Annotated in this window: 13 protein-coding genes, 1 pseudogene and 1 riboswitch; of the genes and pseudogenes, 6 read left to right on the top strand and 8 right to left on the bottom strand. The window is 70.7% G+C overall.

From position 1 onward, the window contains the following. Window positions 1–35: 35 nt before the first annotated feature. A riboswitch (cobalamin riboswitch) is annotated at window positions 36–131 on the bottom strand. Window positions 132–273: 142 nt separating this feature from the next. Genes cobG through OG452_RS33770 form a run of 3 tightly spaced genes read left to right on the top strand, consistent with a single transcriptional unit; the run spans window position 274 to window position 3,753 of the window. After that, the gene (cobG, locus tag OG452_RS33780; RefSeq protein ID WP_327299348.1) at window positions 274–1,599 is read left to right on the top strand and encodes a precorrin-3B synthase; all 1,326 of its coding nucleotides are present in this window, start codon (window positions 274–276) and stop codon (window positions 1,597–1,599) included. A gap of 19 nt (window positions 1,600–1,618) precedes the next feature. Continuing rightward, complete coding sequence (locus OG452_RS33775; protein ID WP_327299871.1) at window positions 1,619–2,245, top strand: precorrin-8X methylmutase; 627 nt, start codon at window positions 1,619–1,621, stop codon at window positions 2,243–2,245. 8 nt (window positions 2,246–2,253) lie between these two features. Next, complete coding sequence (locus tag OG452_RS33770) at window positions 2,254–3,753, top strand: precorrin-2 C(20)-methyltransferase (RefSeq protein WP_327299347.1); 1,500 nt, start codon at window positions 2,254–2,256, stop codon at window positions 3,751–3,753. A gap of 38 nt (window positions 3,754–3,791) precedes the next feature. On the opposite strand, the gene OG452_RS33765 is transcribed toward OG452_RS33770, so the two are convergent. Beyond that, a complete protein-coding gene (locus OG452_RS33765) occupies window positions 3,792–4,532 on the bottom strand; it encodes a cobalt-precorrin-6A reductase (RefSeq protein WP_327299346.1) in 741 nt (246 codons plus the stop codon). An 11-nt stretch (window positions 4,533–4,543) separates the two neighbouring features. Between OG452_RS33765 and OG452_RS33760 the strand changes: the two genes are divergently transcribed. Further along, window positions 4,544–5,662: a cobalt-precorrin-5B (C(1))-methyltransferase gene (locus OG452_RS33760; protein WP_327299345.1), complete on the top strand. Its 1,119-nt coding sequence runs from the start codon at window positions 4,544–4,546 to the stop codon at window positions 5,660–5,662. 170 nt (window positions 5,663–5,832) lie between these two features. Here the strand turns inward: OG452_RS33760 and OG452_RS33755 are convergent, their stop codons facing one another. Together OG452_RS33755 and OG452_RS33750 are read right to left on the bottom strand one after the other, a co-directional pair. After that, on the bottom strand, window positions 5,833–6,900 hold the full coding sequence (locus tag OG452_RS33755) for a hypothetical protein (RefSeq protein ID WP_327299344.1): 1,068 nt from the start codon (window positions 6,898–6,900) through the stop codon (window positions 5,833–5,835). Next, window positions 6,897–7,556, bottom strand: a complete 660-nt coding sequence (locus tag OG452_RS33750; RefSeq protein WP_327299343.1) for an RNA polymerase sigma factor — start codon at window positions 7,554–7,556, stop codon at window positions 6,897–6,899. Before OG452_RS33750 ends, OG452_RS33755 begins: the two co-directional genes overlap by 4 nt. 546 nt (window positions 7,557–8,102) lie before the next feature. On the opposite strand from OG452_RS33750, the gene OG452_RS33745 reads away from it, so the two are divergent. Both OG452_RS33745 and OG452_RS33740 read left to right on the top strand, forming a co-directional pair. Then, the gene (locus OG452_RS33745) at window positions 8,103–9,113 is read left to right on the top strand and encodes an aldo/keto reductase (protein WP_327299342.1); all 1,011 of its coding nucleotides are present in this window, start codon (window positions 8,103–8,105) and stop codon (window positions 9,111–9,113) included. Window positions 9,114–9,187: 74 nt separating this feature from the next. Beyond that, window positions 9,188–9,718, top strand: a pseudogene (locus tag OG452_RS33740) (transposase); the annotation flags it as partial. Here the strand turns inward: OG452_RS33740 and OG452_RS33735 are convergent. The 5 genes from OG452_RS33735 to OG452_RS33715 all read right to left on the bottom strand — a co-directional run bounded on the left by OG452_RS33735 (window position 9,715) and on the right by OG452_RS33715 (window position 15,680). Further along, complete coding sequence (locus tag OG452_RS33735) at window positions 9,715–11,388, bottom strand: AMP-binding protein (protein WP_327299341.1); 1,674 nt, start codon at window positions 11,386–11,388, stop codon at window positions 9,715–9,717. The pseudogene OG452_RS33740 and the gene OG452_RS33735 sit on opposite strands and share 4 nt — an antisense overlap. An 11-nt stretch (window positions 11,389–11,399) precedes the next feature. Next, complete coding sequence (locus tag OG452_RS33730) at window positions 11,400–13,313, bottom strand: FAD/NAD(P)-binding protein (RefSeq protein WP_327299340.1); 1,914 nt, start codon at window positions 13,311–13,313, stop codon at window positions 11,400–11,402. A 30-nt stretch (window positions 13,314–13,343) separates the two neighbouring features. Continuing rightward, on the bottom strand, window positions 13,344–14,735 hold the full coding sequence (locus tag OG452_RS33725) for a TrpB-like pyridoxal phosphate-dependent enzyme (RefSeq protein WP_327299339.1): 1,392 nt from the start codon (window positions 14,733–14,735) through the stop codon (window positions 13,344–13,346). Window positions 14,736–14,754: 19 nt separating this feature from the next. After that, complete coding sequence (locus OG452_RS35525; protein WP_405565211.1) at window positions 14,755–14,982, bottom strand: acyl carrier protein; 228 nt, start codon at window positions 14,980–14,982, stop codon at window positions 14,755–14,757. Between the two features lie 101 nt (window positions 14,983–15,083). Next, window positions 15,084–15,680 carry a LysE family translocator gene (locus tag OG452_RS33715; protein WP_327299337.1) on the bottom strand — a complete coding sequence of 199 codons (597 nt, stop codon included), beginning with the start codon at window positions 15,678–15,680 and terminating at the stop codon, window positions 15,084–15,086. Window positions 15,681–15,740: the final 60 nt, after the last annotated feature.

Genomic DNA, 15,740 nt, shown 5'->3' with positions numbered 1-15,740 from the left:
CCTCGCTCAGGCGGAAGCCGGGAGCGTGGGAGAGGGAGTTCCTGACTCACCCGGCTCGGGAGCCGGGCTCACAGTGGCGGGACCGCGCCGGAATCTCACCGGGCTTCCTCCCCTGTCGCCGTCGTAGGCGATTGCGGACCGTAAGGCCCGTCGCCAAGCATAGTAACGGCCTTGACGGGCGGCGGGCAGTGGGCCTGGGAGCCGCCACCGGCGCACCCGGTCCGTTCGAGCCATCGCATCGGTGCAGGACATGGGCCCTGTGGACCGGTCGGTATGCTCGCCGCCATGCCCCACTCCTCCGCACCTCCGCCCCCTCGGGAGCCCGCCGCCCGGCGTGACCGCGGTGACGCGTGTCCGGGCAGCCTGCGCCTGCACACGGCGGACGACGGCGCGCTGGCACGGGTCCGGATTCCGGCAGGCGTACTGACAGTTCCGCAGGCCAGGGCGGTGCTGGACGTGGCGCTGCGGCTGGGCGACGGGGCACTTCATCTGACGTCCCGCGGCAATGTGCAGCTGCGCGGGCTGGCCCAGGACGACGGCCGGGAACTCGCCGGTGTGTTGGCGGACGCCGGGCTGCTGCCTTCCGTACGCCATGAGCGGGCCCGCAATGTCGTGGCCTCCCCGCTGTGCGGGCTCGACGGGCGGGGAGCAGCCGATGTGCAGGGCTGGGCAAGGGAGTTGGACGCTCTGCTCTGTGGCTGCGAGGCGGCCACCGGGTTGTCCGGCCGGTTTCTGTTCGCGTTCGACGACGGCCGCCGCGATGTGGCCGGTCTCGGCGCCGATGTGACGTTGATCGCTTCTCCTGGCGCCGGTGCGCTGCTGTGCACCGGCGAGGCGCCGGAGATGCTGGCCGTTCCGGCCGAACACGCGGCCCGCAGCGCCCTGCTGGCGGCCGAGACCTTTCTGAGCGCCGCCCGGGACGCCGGGACCGGGGCCTGGCGGGTGGCGGAACTTCCCGGCGGAACAGCCGCGTTCGTCCGCGCGGTCGCGGAGCGGCTGGCAGCCGCCGGTGTTCCGGCTGTTGCCCGGGACCGGGCAGAACCACTGCCGGCCGGGACGGGCCCCGCGCCCGGCACCGTACCGGCCCCGGACGGGCGGGCGGCGGCGCTCTCCGTCGAGGCGCCGCTCGGCCTCATCACCTCCGCCCAGTGGCGCCTGCTGACGGACACGGCGCTGCACGACGGCAGCGGTGAGCTGCGGCTGACTCCCTGGCGGGGCGTGGTGCTCCCCGGTCTCGGCCCGGACACCGCTGCTGCCCGGATCGCCGGTCTTTCGGCCGCGGGGCTGATCACAGGACCGGACTCCCCCTGGCACGGGGTCGGGGCGTGCATCGGGCGCCCCGGCTGCGCGAAGTCCCTTGCCGATGTACGCGCCGACGCCGCACTGGCAACCGGCGCCGGCCGCGGCCTGCCCGTGTACTGGTCGGGGTGCGCACGGCGCTGCGGCCACCCCCACGGCGACCGGGTGGACGTGGTCGCCACGGCCGCCGGTTACGAGGTCTCCGTACGCGGCGAACGGCTGCCCGGCACCATGAACGACCCCTCAGAGTTCGCCGCCACCGTGGCGGAAGCCCGGACCACCACGCCCCTCACGCAGTGACGAAATGAGCGAGAAGACAGTGTTCGACTACGAGAAGGACGGCCCGGCGATCTACCGCCAGTCGTTTGCGACCATCCGCGCAGAGGCGGACCTCTCGGGCCTTCCCGCCGATGTCAGCCAGGTCGCGGTCCGGATGATCCACGCCTGCGGCATGGTCGACCTGGTACGCGATCTCGCCTACACGCCGCAGGTGGTGGCGCGTGCCCGTGAGGCGCTGCGCGCCGGGGCCCCCGTGCTGTGCGACGTGGCGATGGTCGCCAGCGGAGTGACCCGCAAGCGGCTGCCCGCGAACAACGAGGTGGTGTGCACGCTGTCCGACCCGTCCGTGCCCGGCCTCGCGGCAGAGCTCGGCACGACGCGGACCGCCGCGGCGCTGGAGCTGTGGCGCGACCGTATGGAGGGCGCGGTGGTGGCCGTGGGCAACGCGCCGACCGCGCTGTTCCGGCTGCTCGAGATGGTCCGCGATGGCGCGCCGCGTCCCGCGGCGGTCATCGGGGTGCCGGTCGGTTTCGTCGGTGCGGCCGAGTCCAAGGACGCGCTGGCCGAGGACGTCGAGGGGCTGGACCACCTGGTGGTGCGCGGGCGCCGCGGCGGCAGCGCCATCGCAGCGGCCGCGGTCAACGCCATTGCTAGCGAGGAGGAATGAACACCAGCATGAGCGAGCAGAGCACCGGTCGGCTGTACGGAGTCGGGCTCGGCCCCGGTGACCCTTCCCTGATGACGGTACGCGCCGTGGAGGTCATCGCCCAGGCCGACGTCATCGCTTTTCACAGTGCCCGGCACGGCCGGTCCATAGCCAGGTCCATCGCGGCTGGGCACATCCGCACCGACCACATCGAGGAGGCGCTGGTCTATCCGGTGACCACCGAGACCACCGACCACCCCGGCGGGTACCGGGGCGCGATGGAGGAGTTCTACGCCGAGGCGGCGGCCCGGCTGGCCGCGCACCTCGACGCGGGCCGCACGGTGGCGGTGCTCGCGGAGGGCGATCCGCTCTTCTACGGCTCGTACATGCATATGCACAAGCGGCTGGCGGACCGCTATCCGACCGAGGTGATCCCGGGGGTGACCTCGGTGAGCGCGGCAGCCGCCCGGCTCGGTGTGCCGCTGGTCGAGGGCGAGGAGGTGCTGACGATCCTGCCGGGCACGCTCCCCGAGGAGGAGCTGACGGCGCGTCTGGCGTCGACGGACTCCGCGGTGGTCATGAAGCTGGGCCGCACCTTCCCCGCGGTGCACCGGGCGGTCGGGCGGTCGGGCCGGATGGCCGAGGCCCGCTATGTGGAGCGCGCCACGATGCCCGGCGAGCGCACCGGCGAACTGGCCGACGTGGAGGCCGGATCCGTGCCGTACTTCTCGGTAGCGGTGCTGCCGAGCCGCGTCGGCGCGCCGGGTCCGGTACGGGAGCACGGTGACGTCGTGGTGGTCGGCACCGGCCCCGCGGGCCCGCTCTGGCTCACCCCGGAGACCCGGGGCGCGCTGGCGGCCGCGGACGACCTGGTGGGCTACACCACGTATCTGGACCGGGTCCCGGTCCGGGCGGGGCAGCGGCGGCACGGCTCCGACAACAAGGTGGAGTCGGAGCGCGCCGAGTTCGCTCTCGATCTGGCCAGGCGCGGGCGCAAGGTCGCCGTGGTGTCCGGCGGTGATCCCGGCGTGTTCGCGATGGCCACCGCCGTACTGGAGGTCGCGGCCCAGGACGGCTACCGCGATGTTCCGGTACGGGTGCTGCCCGGGGTGACCGCCGCCAACGCGGCTGCCGCCCGCGCGGGTGCGCCGCTCGGCCACGACTACGCCACGATCTCCCTCTCGGACCGGCTCAAGCCGTGGGAGGTGATCGCGGAGCGGCTGCGCGGCGCAGCGGCGGCCGACCTGGTGCTCGCGCTGTACAACCCGGGCTCCCGCAGCCGGACCTGGCAGGTCGGCAAGGCCCGTGACCTGCTCCTTGAGCACCGTTCACCGGACACGCCCGTGGTGCTCGGCAGGGACATCGGCGGACCCGGCGAGAGCGTCCGGATCGTACGGCTCGCGGCGCTCGATCCGGCCGAGGTCGACATGCGCACGATCCTGCTCGTCGGCTCGTCCCGGACACGGACCGTGCGGCGGGGCGACGGTGAGGAGATCGTCTGGACTCCCCGGACTTATCCCGAGGGGTGACCGGGGGCGCCTCCTGGTCCGGTGGCCACTGGCCCGGCTCAGGCGGTGCCCTGGATGTCCCGTACCCAGCGGACGGCTTCCTCGGGGGTACCCGCGACCTGTACGCCTCCGGGGACGGCGGGGCGGCGGACCACGACGACCGGTAGCCCGGCCTCCCGTGCCGCGGTGAGCTTGGCGGCGGTGGCCGGTCCTCCGCTGTCCTTGGTGACCAGCACGTCGATCCGGTGGTCACGCAGCAGCGCACGCTCGCCGTCCAGGGTGAAGGGCCCCCGGTCGAGCAGGGTCTCCATGTGCAGCGGGTACGGGGGCTGCGGGGCGTCGACCGACCGCACCAGGAACCAGAGTCCGTCCAGTGCCGCGAACGCGGCGAGGCCCATCCGTCCGGTGGTGAGGAAGATCCGCTGTCCCAGCGCCGGGAGCATCCCGGCGGCCTGCTCCAGGGAGTCCGCCGGGTGCCAGTCGTCGCCCTCCCCCGCCACCCACCCGGGCCTGCGCACGGCGAGCAGGGGAACATGGGCGGTGACAGCGGCCGAAGCCGCGTTGAAACTGATGGTTCCGGCGAAAGGATGGGTCGCGTCGATGAGAGCGTCGGCCTCGTGCTCGCGCAGCCACTGCGCCAGTCCCCCGGCTCCGCCGAACCCGCCGATACGGATCTCGCCGGGCGGCAGCACGGGCCGTGCGACCCGCCCGGCCAGGGAACTGGTGACGCGGACCCCGGGGTGCAGGCCGGCGGCGACCCGCCGGGCCTCGGTGGTGCCGCCGAGTATCAGTACGTGCATCGGAGCCTTTCGTGGCTGAGGGGGGCGGTGGCCGCAGCGCCCAACTCAAGCACACCGGGCTGCGGCCCGGCTGGACGACCGGCGCCTGCGCGACGGCTGCCGCCACGGCCGCCTACACCGCGCTGCTGAGCGGCGAGTTCCCTGACCCGGTGACGGTCACCCTGCCCAAGGGTCAGACGCCGTCGTTCGCGCTGGCTGTCGAGGAGTTGGGCGACGGATGTGCGACAGCGGGTGTCGTGAAGGACGCGGGGGACGATCCGGACGTCACCCATGGCGCACTGGTCCGGGTCACCGTCCGGCGGCTGCCGCCGGGTTCGGGGGTGGTGTTCAGGGCGGGCCCGGGTGTCGGCACCGTCACCCGCCCCGGGCTGCCGCTGGAGGTGGGCGAGCCCGCCGTCAATCCGGTGCCCCGCCAGATGATGCGCGAGCACATGGCGCGCGTCGCCGCGCACCACGGTGCGGGGGCGGACGCCGAGCTCACCGTCTCCGTCGACCACGGTGAGGAGATCGCCCGCTCCACCTGGAACCCCCGGCTGGGCATCCTGGGCGGCCTCTCCATCCTGGGGACGACGGGCATTGTGGTGCCTTACTCGTGCTCGGCGTGGATCGACTCGATCCGGCGCGGCGTCGATGTGGCGCGGGCGGCCGGACGTACGCATCTGGCCGGGTGCACCGGGTCCACCTCGGAGCGGACGGTCGTCGCCGAGTACGGGCTCGCCGAGGACGCGCTGCTCGACATGGGGGACTTCGCGGGGGCCGTGCTCAAGTACGTGCGCCGCCACCCGGTGGACCGGCTCACCGTCTGCGGCGGTTTCGCCAAGCTCTCGAAGCTGGCGGCCGGGCACCTCGATCTGCACTCGGCCCGTTCTCAGGTGGACAAGGGCTTCCTGGCGGGCCTGGCCCGGCGGGGCGGCGCCGGCGAAGAACTGGCCGCTGAGGTGGCCGGGGCCAATACCGGGCTGGCCGCCCTGCAGTTGTGCGGGGCGGCGGGGATTCCGCTGGGCGACTTGGTGGCCGTGGCCGCCCGCGACCAGGCGCTGGCAGTGCTGCGGGGCGCGCCCGTCGCGGTCGACGTCATCTGTATCGACCGCGCGGGCAATGTCGTGGGCCGCAGCACCGTCGGGGGGTAGCAGGCCCGGTGCGTCGTGGACGACGGCCGGCAGTTGCCCGGGCGACCTCTGCGCGGGAGCTGAAAGCGCGGTGGAGCGGGCGGACCGGCCGTCCGGAGACCGGCGGCGGAAGCCCCCGGTCCGCGGCGTGACGTGCGGGACCGGGGGCGGCTGTGACGAGGCTTGCAGCCTCAGTCCAAATAGGTGTCGTACTGCTCGACGTCACCGGGCTTCAGCTGCATCTTCGGGTCGGTCTTGATGCTGGAGAGTTCCGTGCCCAGGATGCGTCCGGTGTGCTCGTCGAGGATGATCGTCCACCGCACCGTTCCCTTGAAGTCCGCGCCGTACGCCTGGCCCTGGCGCCCCGCACGGTCCTTGACCGGACCGAGGGCCCGCAGGCCGGACCGCTCGGCGAGCAGGCCGTCGATCGCGGCCGTCTGGGCGGGGCCGGGCGTCCAATCACGCAGCAGCCCCTCCACGGAGTCCATCGTCCAGTACGCGCTGCCGCGGATGTCGGGGTTGTCCTTCGCCAGGTAGTCGGCGAAGCCGCGGACGGTGGTCGGGGGCGTGCTCCGGAATCCGGCGAGCTTCTCCCATGACCCGGCCGGCAGGTGCGTGCGGTGGACGACCCGGCCGTCCTTGATGTCCTGCGCCTCACCGCTGCCGTCGGCGTTCCAGCGGTCGCGGGTCTCGATCACCGGCATCTGCTCCGGCTTGTGCTTGCCGTCGTCCCACATGCCCAGTGCCCACTCCCGGCGGTGGGTCCCGCGGTGCGCGGTGCCGTGGGAGCCGGCCAGGGCGGCAGCCCGCTTCGCGACGGTGGCGAGCGGCACGGTGGCCCGGAAGTTCTCCACCTTGAGCGGGGCGGGCGCGGCGACGGCCGTCTGACCACTGCTGCCGGTGATGGCGAACCCCGCCACGGTCGCCGCGACGACGGCGGCAGCCGCCCCGAGGGACATCGACCGGCCGGGCGTCAGCCAGCCGAAGGCCGAGGTGCGGTCGGCGGCTGAGCGCCACTTCGCGGCGCCGGACGTGGCGGCCGTGTCGTTGATCTCGTTCATCAGGTGTGCTTCAAGCTCCGAGTGACGGGTGGGCGAGAGCCGGGCGGCGGCGGGCGGCGGGACCATTTCGCGCAGAGCGGCGAGCTCGGTGCGGTCGCGGGCCTCCCGCCACTCCCGGTTCCCCTCCTCGTGGACTGGGTCCGCCGGACGGGAGGACGGGGTGGCGGCGCCAGAACGGTTCCGGAACAGGGCGTTCATGCGAGGTTCTCCTGGGTGGTTCGAGCCGGAATGCTGTCTACACGCTGTATCTGTCCGCTGCCTCCGCGGAGTTCCCGGCCGGGTGCGCTCTGTGTGTCGTCGCGCCGGGTGGCCGGGTGCCCTACGGAGTCGCGCAACTTGGCGCGGGCGCGGGACAGCCGGGAGCGCACGGTGCCGACGGGTATGCCCAGGGCCTCGGCGGCGGACGCGTAGTCCAGCCCGCCCCAGACGCACAGGGTGAACACCTCGCGCTCGGTGCGCCGCAGCCCCTCCAGCGCCGCCCGGGCCGCCGCCAGTTGTTCGGCGTCCGCCAGCCGCCCGGTCACCTCGTCGGCGAAGTCCGGGACGGTGTCCGCGTCGCGTGGCATCCGGGCCAGGGCTCTCTGGTGCCGCCGGGCCGAACGGGCCGTGTTGCGCAGGACGTTGGTGGCGATGCCCAGCAGCCACGGGCGCAGACTGCCGGTCTCCTCCGGGCGCAGCCGCTCGCGCGAGCGCCACGCCTCCAGGTAGGTGAGGGAGACGACGTCCTGGGCCGTGGCCCAGTTTCCCGTGGACCACAGGGCATGGCGGTACACGGCGTCCGCGTGCTCCCGGAACGCCTCGGCGAGCGCGGCCGGGTCACCTTCGCGGAGACGGGCGTGGGTTGAATGAGTCACGTGGAGTACTGTCCGACCGGCCTGCCGGGTTCCTGTGATGTGCGTCACGGGCCCCAGGGTGGAGATGCGCTGGGCCGGACTCGAACCGAACCGGAGGCGCCTGACAGGACCAAGTCTCCACGCTGTCCTGCCGTCCCCACCGCCCCGGCCCCCTTCGACAACTACGGCGCCGGCAGCGCCCACTGCCCGTCCATGGGATCTCCCCGCCCCATGAACCGTGATCATTCACAGCCCAAGGTCCACCTGCGATACCCAGCCTAAGAGATCCCGCGGGTAGGGGCGCCGTCACGAGCGCCGCGATACCGCCGCCCGGACCAACGGAATCTCGTAGCGGTCGAGTGATGATCGGTCGTAGCGACGGACCCGCGAGGGCGGTTTGCCGTCGGGAGGGCTGAGTAGTGCCCCACGCGCTCGGCCGAGAATTGACAGTCTGTTACTCGCTACTGCTGGGTTCTCTGGTACGTCTGGCCGAGCCTGACGGGGCGCGGCATGCCCCACGCCTCCGAATTTGCGTTGGAGCGCACTCCAACTCCTAGGTTCCGAAGTATGCGATACATCAAACTCGGAACGACCGGACTGGAAGTCTCCGCCATCACCCTCGGCTGTATGAGCTTCGGCGAGCCGGACCGGGGCGGCGAGCCCTGGTCGCTGGGCGCGGACGCCAGCCGGGACATCATCAAGCAGGCCCTTGAGAGCGGTGTCAACTTCCTCGACACGGCCAATGGGTACAGCGCAGGAAGCAGCGAGGAGATCGTCGGCCAGGCGGTCAAGGACTTCACCCGGCGCGAGGAGGTCGTTCTCTCCACCAAGGTCTGGATGCGGATGCGCCCCGGCCCGAACGGCGCCGGGCTGTCCCGCAAGGCGATCTTCGCCGAGCTCGACGCCTCCCTGAAGCGGCTGGGGACCGACTACATCGACCTGTACCAGATCCACCGCTGGGACTACGACACCCCGATCGAGGAATCCCTCGAGGCGCTGCACGACGCGGTCAAGTCCGGGAAGGTCCGCTACATCGGAGCCTCTTCCATGTACGCCTGGCAGTTCGCCAAGGCCCTGTACCTGGCTGACCTGAACGGCTGGACCCGGTTCGTGTCGATGCAGGACCACTACAACCTCATCCACCGAGAAGCAGAGCGGGAGATGCTCCCGCTCTGCGCCGACCAGGGCATCGGCGTGATCCCGTGGAGCCCGCTGGCGCGGGGCAGGCTGACGCGGGCCCGGGACACCGCCACGGCGCGTGCCGAGACCGACGAGGGCGGCAAGATCCTCTACCGCGACGGGGACCATGCAGTGGCCGAGCGCGTCCACGAGATCGCGGGCAAGCGGGGTCTGTCCCCGGCCCAGGTCGCCCTGGCCTGGGTCATGCGCAACCCGGCGGTGACCTCGCCCATCGTCGGGGTCACCAAGCCGGCCCAGCTGGCCGACGCGGTCGCTGCGGTGGACGTCGAACTCGACGAAGACGAGGCTGCCTACCTGGAGGAGCCCTACCGGCCGCACGAAACAGCCTACCTGGAGGAGTCCTTCTACAAGTCGCGCCCTGCGGCGGCCTCCCGGTAGTCCGGGCTGCCTCCGGGCCTTCGACGAGTCCTTGGCCCCGGTTTTCACAGCCCTGCGATCGGCCCGGCGATGCGTGCGGGCGGTCGCGCGCAGGGAAATCACCGATTGACCGGGGAAAACTCGGGATCAAGTGGTCGCGGATGACCGACGGACGCGGGATTCCGCTGGGCTGTGTCGTGACCGGGGCGAACCGGCACGACTCCCCGTTCCTGCGTCCGACGCTGTAGAAGCTCGGGCGTTTCGAGCTCGCGTTGCCTGAGCAGATCACGGTGCACCTTGACGCAGGCTACGACTCCACGGTCACCCGTAAACTGCTGACCGAGCTCGGCTGCGAGTGGCGGATCCAGCCCAAGGGCGTCGGGATCCCGATCAACCACACGCGCCGCTGGGTCGTCGAGCGCACCCACTCCTGGTACAGCCGGGGCTTCAACTTCACCCTGTCCTGCACGGAACGTCGAGCGGTCGTCGTCAACTCACTGCTCGCGTTGATGACCGCGATCATCGTGATCCGACGCCTCATCCGCGAAGCCTGGACCAGCCAACGCTGGGCCGCACGGCCAGCCCGTCGACCAAGACGCCTTGCCCTCTACCCGCGGAATCTCTAAGCCTGGGCGGCGGGCAGTTCGGCGGCGAACTCGACGTTCCGGGACCTGCGCAGCACCCGGACGGCCTCGCGCCGCACCTTCCCCGATTCGGTGCGCGGCAAGTCGTCCACGAACTCCAGGAACCGCACCAGCTTCGCCGCGGGAAGCCGGTCCCGCAGGTGCGCGAAAAGCACCTCGGCGGTGGCCCGGCTGGCGTTCCACCCGGCCGCGAGTACGACGTACGCCTTGGGTACCAGTGCCTGCCCCTCGGAGACCGGTACGACGGAGAGTTCGGCCACGGCGGGGTGCAGCACCAGCACATGCTCCAGTTCGAGGGGAGCGATCGCCGCCCCGTCCGGCCCCTCGAACATGTCCTTGCGCCGTCCGAGGTAGACCAGGGACCCGTCCCCGTCCTCCCACCGGGCCAGGTCACCCGTGCGGTAGAGGCCGCCCGGGGTATGGCTCCCGGCGTTGTCTTCCGGGTCCAGGTAGCCCCTCATCATGCCGACGGGTCTGTTGGACAGGTCCAGGCACAGCTCGCCTTCCCGAGCCGGCTCGTCGGTGCCGGGCCTGACCACCACCGGTTCGTAGCCCGGCAGTGGGCGGCCCATGGAGACCGGGTCAGCCGGTGAGGAGGCGGTGACTCCGGCCATGGCGGTGACCTCGGACTGCCCGAACCCGTTGCGGACGGTCACCCCGGCCAGGGAGCGGGCCTGCTCGACGATGTCACCCATGAGGGGCTCACCGACACTGACCGCGTGCCGCAACCCGGGCAGGCCGTCCGGCAGCCCGGTCCGGATCAGTGCCCGCCAGATACTGGGCGGTGCGCAGAAGCTGGTGACCGTCCCGGTGCGCAGTACGTCGAGCAGCCGCTCCGGGGTCGCGCCGGCGCTGTCCATGGACACCACGGTGGCTTCGGCGTTCCAGGGCGCGAACAGTGAGCTCCATGGGTACTTCGCCCAGGCCGGGGCGGAGACATTGAGGTGCACATCCCCTGGCTTCAGCCCGTTCCAGTACATGCTCGCCAGATGCCCGATCGCGTAACTGACGTGGGTGTGCACCACCAGTTTCGGCCGTGAGGTGGAGCCGGATGTGAAGTAGTAGAACAGCGGTTCGTCAGCCTCGGTCGGGCCCTCAGGTACGAAGCGGTGCCCGTGTCCGGCCGAGGTGGCGAAGCCGGTCCAGCCCTCGTGCTCCCCACCCACGGCGATCTTCGCCCGGAGGCCGTCCACCGGGAGTCCCGGCACGATCCGGTGGTCGGCGATCACATGCCGGGCTCCGGTTCTGCCGATCCTGGTGCGCAGCTCATCGGGCGAGATGGTGATGAAGGCCGGCGCGACGACGGCCCGTATCTTGATCAGTGCGAGCATCAGCTCCCACAGCTCGGTCCGGTTGTCCATCAGCAGCATCACGACTTCGCCCCGGCGCACCCCCTGCGACAGCAGCCAGGAGGCTGCCCGGTCGGAGCGCCGGGAGAGCTCCTGGAAGGTCAGCTCCCCCTGCCCGACGATGCGCAGGGCCACCCGGTCGTTGCCTTCGGCGATCCGGTCGAACCAGTCGATCGCCCAGTTGAACTGCCGTGGCCGCGGCCACCGGAACGCCTTGCGTGCGGCGTCCTGGTCATCGGCGTGGTGCAGCAGGAGGTCCCGCGCGGCACGGAACTCCCGGTACGCGTCTTCTTGCCCGGACACGTTGTCCCCGATCACTGGAAGGCGTTGGACTTGGCCCGGCGGAGCACACTCAGTGCGATCACGTCGGCGTCCCTGGAGAACGAGGTGTGCACACCCGGCCGGCCGTTGCCGATCTGGGTGAACCAGCACGCCCCCTCGGTCGGTATGCCCAGTGCGTAGACGGCCCGGTGCGGTCGGCCATCGGCGGTGATCACCCGGCGTTCGGCCGGGGTGATGTGCAGGGCGCCGGTCTCGAACATGTCGTCTGCGTCGTCGTGTACGAACCCGACGGCCATCCGCTCGTCGGCCAGCTGCCGCATCAGCGGATCGGTGTTGCGGATCAGGCCGGCGGACGGGATCCGCGAGTCGATCAGGACGTCGCAGTGTCTGCGTGAGTCCTCGACGGCCGGGGACTCCAGGAAGAACCGGTCCTGCTCGGCGTCGCATCCGTGCAGCACGTTCGGACCCACCACGTCGAGTACGCCGGCGTCGATCAACGCCAGGAACTGCGCGGTGCGTTCCAGCGGCGGACCGGTGAACAGCGCCGAGGTCCGTGTGACGAACCGGCCGAGGAAGTCGGTCCGGTGGGACCCGGGGGTCAGACCGCCGAAGTCGACGGCGTGCCGCAGCACTTCCCGGGAGTCCCGGATGGCGTCGAGGGCGGCCTTGAGCGGGCTGTCCATGTTGCCCTGGCCGGCCTCCGCGATGTCGGCGAGCAGGATGCGCCGCACCTCGGCGACGAGACCTGCCCCCGACCCGAAACGCTGGGCGTGCAGCGGTCTGGACAGCCGGTCCAGGTCGACCGGCTCCACGTCCTTGAGCCCGTGGCACAGCGCCACCTCGCGCCAGCTCTCCAACTCCGGCCCGAGCGCGTGCAGTTCGGCCGCGATGACCTCGGCCTGCTCCGGCCCGTACTGGGTCCTGGCCTGGGTGGTGTAGTACACATGGTTGATCTCCGCCTGCAGCAGGGTCAGTACGTCATGCTCGAAGTCCAGGGCCGGGCTGCCCCGGTGCACCATGTTGCGCTCGCGCAGTCGGCCGACGGCGGCCGATGTGAGGAACTTCGGTGCCGAGCGGGCGGTCACCTGCTTCTGGTTGCGGCCCCGCGAACGGATCGGCAACCCGCTGCGCGAGCCCGCGACCACCCGGGGCTCCTTGCCGCTGGGTAGGTAGGACAGCTCCCCGTCGGCGCTCTCCTCGAACGTCCCGCCGCGGCCGAGGGTGAAGGACATCAGGATGTCGTAGAAGGAGAGGCCGAGGCCCACAACACCGACAGCGGCGCCCGGCACGATCGAGGACAGGTCCAGGTCAGCGGCCGAATCCCCGCTGAGATAACGCAGTCCTGGCCTATCCCCGGCGAACCGCGCCAGCTCGGGCTGGTGCTCGGAGAGCTCCGCCGGGGCGTGTCCGGTGGTGATCACCACCGCGTCGGCCGGGACGGTGAACTCCTTGTCCGCAGTGGACACCCGCAGTTCGTAACCGGCCCCGTTCTCCCGTAGCGAGGTCACTCTGCCGACCGTCTCGACGACTTCACCGACCCCGGACATGCCGCGTACCACCGCGCTGTACACGTACCGCAGATACCTGCCGTACGCGTACCTCGGGGCATAGTCGTCGTGGCCCAGTCCGGACAGCGCCGGGTCCGGCTGCGATTGCAGCCACTGGTGGAAGGACAGGCCGGCGCCTGGCCGGCACGGCTCACCGTCGGAGACCCCGGAGAACATACTGATCTCACCGACCACGGTGTTCATCAGGAAGCATCTCTCCTGGTCGGTCCGCCAGATCCGGCCCGACCCCAGTTCCACCGCGTCGATCAGCCGGATTCTGATGTTCCGCGGCTCCGGCTCGGCCGTCAGATTGGCCGCGATCCGCTCGAACACCGAGATCCCGCGCGGACCGGTGCCCACGATCGCCACGTCCAGCACCTCATCGTTCAGGTGTCGCACGGCCTGTCACCCCCTCCGTAGAGCCCGTTCTCAGCGCGCTTCCGCGCCCAGATCGGCCATGGCCGGCAGACGGCCGAGGGATGCGGCGATCAGCTCGTCCGATGCCGCCATGTCGGTCATGTTGCCGCTGAGGAACTGCTCGTAGGCCGACAGATCGAGCAATCCGTGGCCGCTGAGGTTGAACAGGATGACCCGCTCCCTGCCCTCCTTCTTCGCCAGCAGTGCCTCCTCGATCGCGGCCCGGATGGCGTGCGCCGACTCGGGGGCCGGGATGATGCCTTCCTCATGGGCGAAGGTGATACCGGCCTCGAACACCGGGCGTTGCGGATAGGCCACCGCCTCGATCAGCTTCTGGTGGTACATCGCGCTCACCAAGGGGGCAGCGCCGTGATAGCGCAGGCCGCCGGCGTGGATGCCGGGCGAGACGAAGGTGTGCCCGAGGGTGTACATCTTGGTCATCGGTGTGATGCCGGTGTAGTCGTTGTAGTCCCATGCGTACCGGCCCTTGGTCAGCTTCGGGCAGGCCTCCGGTTCCACCGCGACGAACCGGGTGTCCAGGCCCCGGCGCACCTTCTCGTGGAAGAAGGGCAGGGAGATGCCGGAGAAGTTACTGCCCGCGCCGACCGAGCCGATCACCACATCCGGGAAGTCGCCGATCGCCTGAAACTGCCGGACGGCCTCCTGTCCGATCACGGTCTGGTGCAGCAGGACGTGGTTCTCACCACTGCCCACCGAGAGGTTGCAGCGTTCCACCTGGCGGGCGTGCTCGAAAGCCTCCGCGTTGGCGATGGACAGGCTGCCGTCGGTGTTCGGGTCGCGGGCCAGCGCGGCGCGACCGGCCTCGGAGTTCTTGTTGGGGCTGGAAATGACCTCGGCCCCGTTCATCTCCATCATGATCCGGCGGTACGGCTTCTGCTCGTAGCTCACCCGGACCATGTACACCGTGCACTTGAGGCCGAAGATGCGGCAGGCGACGGCGAGGGCCGAGCCCCACTGGCCGGCCCCGGTGCCGGTGGTCAGGCCGGTGATGCCGGCCTGCTTGTAGTAATAGGCCTGGGCCAGCGCGGTGTTGAGCTTGTGGCTGCCCGTGGTGTTGGTGCCCTCGTACTTGTAGTAGATGCGGGCGGGGGTGTCGAGGAGCCGCTCAAGCCCGCGGGCCCGCTTGAGCGGGGTCGGCCGCCAGCGCAGGTATTCCTCGCGCACCGGCTGCGGGATCTCCACGAAACGTTCCCGGCCCATGCTCTGCCGGTACATCGACAGCGGGATCTGCGGGGTGACCGCGCCGCCGTCCTTGCGGGTCTCCGGCCTTGCCTGGCGCAGCTTCGCCGCGTCCTCGACACCGTTGAGGTCGGACAGCACGTTGTACCAGTGCGTGGGAACGATTTCTTCAGCGGTCAGCGAGGCTTCTGCCGAATTCACCATTGGTTTCCGATCCTTGTTTCTAGGAGTTTCCGACGTGCGACTGGGACAGCTTCACGAGATCGCCGACCCGCCGCAGCGCGGCCTCGAATATCTCGCTGTCGCCGATCGTGATGCCGCATTCCTGCTCGACCCGGACGACGATTTCAAGAATCGTCAACGATTCGATGCCGAGTTCGTGCAGCTCGTCATCAAGCCCGATCTCGGCCGGGGCTGACGGGCCTAGTGCGGCTCTGATGATCCCGCACACCTGAGTTTCAACTTTCTCAGGAGACGTCAAGACAATCCCTCTTCCCTGGACAGTACTTCGCTTTTCCGGCCGTACCCCTGGCCGTTCCGCTCACCGTTCCGCTAGGCCATGGGGCCCGTCATCACCGCGGTGCGCAGTCCGAGCAGCAGCAGGACCGCGCCGCTCACCCAGGCCAGCCCCACCCGTACCTTCGGCATGACCAGCAGCCGTCTCGCCAGACCGACGAGGGCGACCACCACCACGTACCAGCCGGCGCTGATCATGATCTGCACGGCGGTCAGCGTGACGACGTCGGCGGGCGATCCACCGCCGACGGGCAGGAACTGCGGGATCAACGCCAGGTAGACGGTGGCCATTTTGGGGTTGGCGACACTTGTCACCAGCCCTGTCCGGTAGGACCGCCACAGACCAGCCGTGCCGTGCTCATCGGGCACTTCCTCCGGCTGGTGGCCGAAGTCACGCCGGTTGCGCACCGTCATCACCGCGAGGTAGCAGAGGTAGGCGGCGCCCGCCAGCTTGAAGACGGTGAACACCAACTCGGAGGTCTGCGTCAGCGCGGCAAGGCCGAGGGCGGAGGCCGCCGCCCACATGAGCAGCCCGGTGCTGCTGCCGATAATGGTCACAAGACCCGCGCCGCGGCCACGGCGCAGCGTCTCATTCACCAACACCATGAATGACGGACCGGGTGCGGCCACCATCGCGAAAACCGTTGCGATGAAAACCCCGTTCACCATGGGGCCGCCACGGTTTCGATCGCC

Source organism: Streptomyces sp. NBC_01197 (assembly GCF_036010505.1).
GTDB lineage: Bacteria > Actinomycetota > Actinomycetes > Streptomycetales > Streptomycetaceae > Streptomyces.
Note: the sequence above shows the minus strand (reverse complement) of the source record. Positions and strands in the feature narration are given on the sequence as shown.

Bases quoted from the DNA above. Each gene is read 5' to 3' on its own strand.
- OG452_RS33715 (WP_327299337.1), bottom strand. From the start codon at position 15,680: ATGGTGGCCGCACCCGGTCCGTCATTCATGGTGTTGGTGAATGAGACG.
- OG452_RS33725 (WP_327299339.1), bottom strand. From the start codon at position 14,735: ATGGTGAATTCGGCAGAAGCCTCGCTGACCGCTGAAGAAATCGTTCCC.
- OG452_RS33745 (WP_327299342.1), top strand. From the start codon at position 8,103: ATGCGATACATCAAACTCGGAACGACCGGACTGGAAGTCTCCGCCATC.
- OG452_RS33770 (WP_327299347.1), top strand. From the start codon at position 2,254: ATGAGCGAGCAGAGCACCGGTCGGCTGTACGGAGTCGGGCTCGGCCCC.
- cobG (WP_327299348.1), top strand. From the start codon at position 274: ATGCTCGCCGCCATGCCCCACTCCTCCGCACCTCCGCCCCCTCGGGAG.
- OG452_RS33765 (WP_327299346.1), bottom strand. From the start codon at position 4,532: ATGCACGTACTGATACTCGGCGGCACCACCGAGGCCCGGCGGGTCGCC.
- OG452_RS33755 (WP_327299344.1), bottom strand. From the start codon at position 6,900: ATGAACGCCCTGTTCCGGAACCGTTCTGGCGCCGCCACCCCGTCCTCC.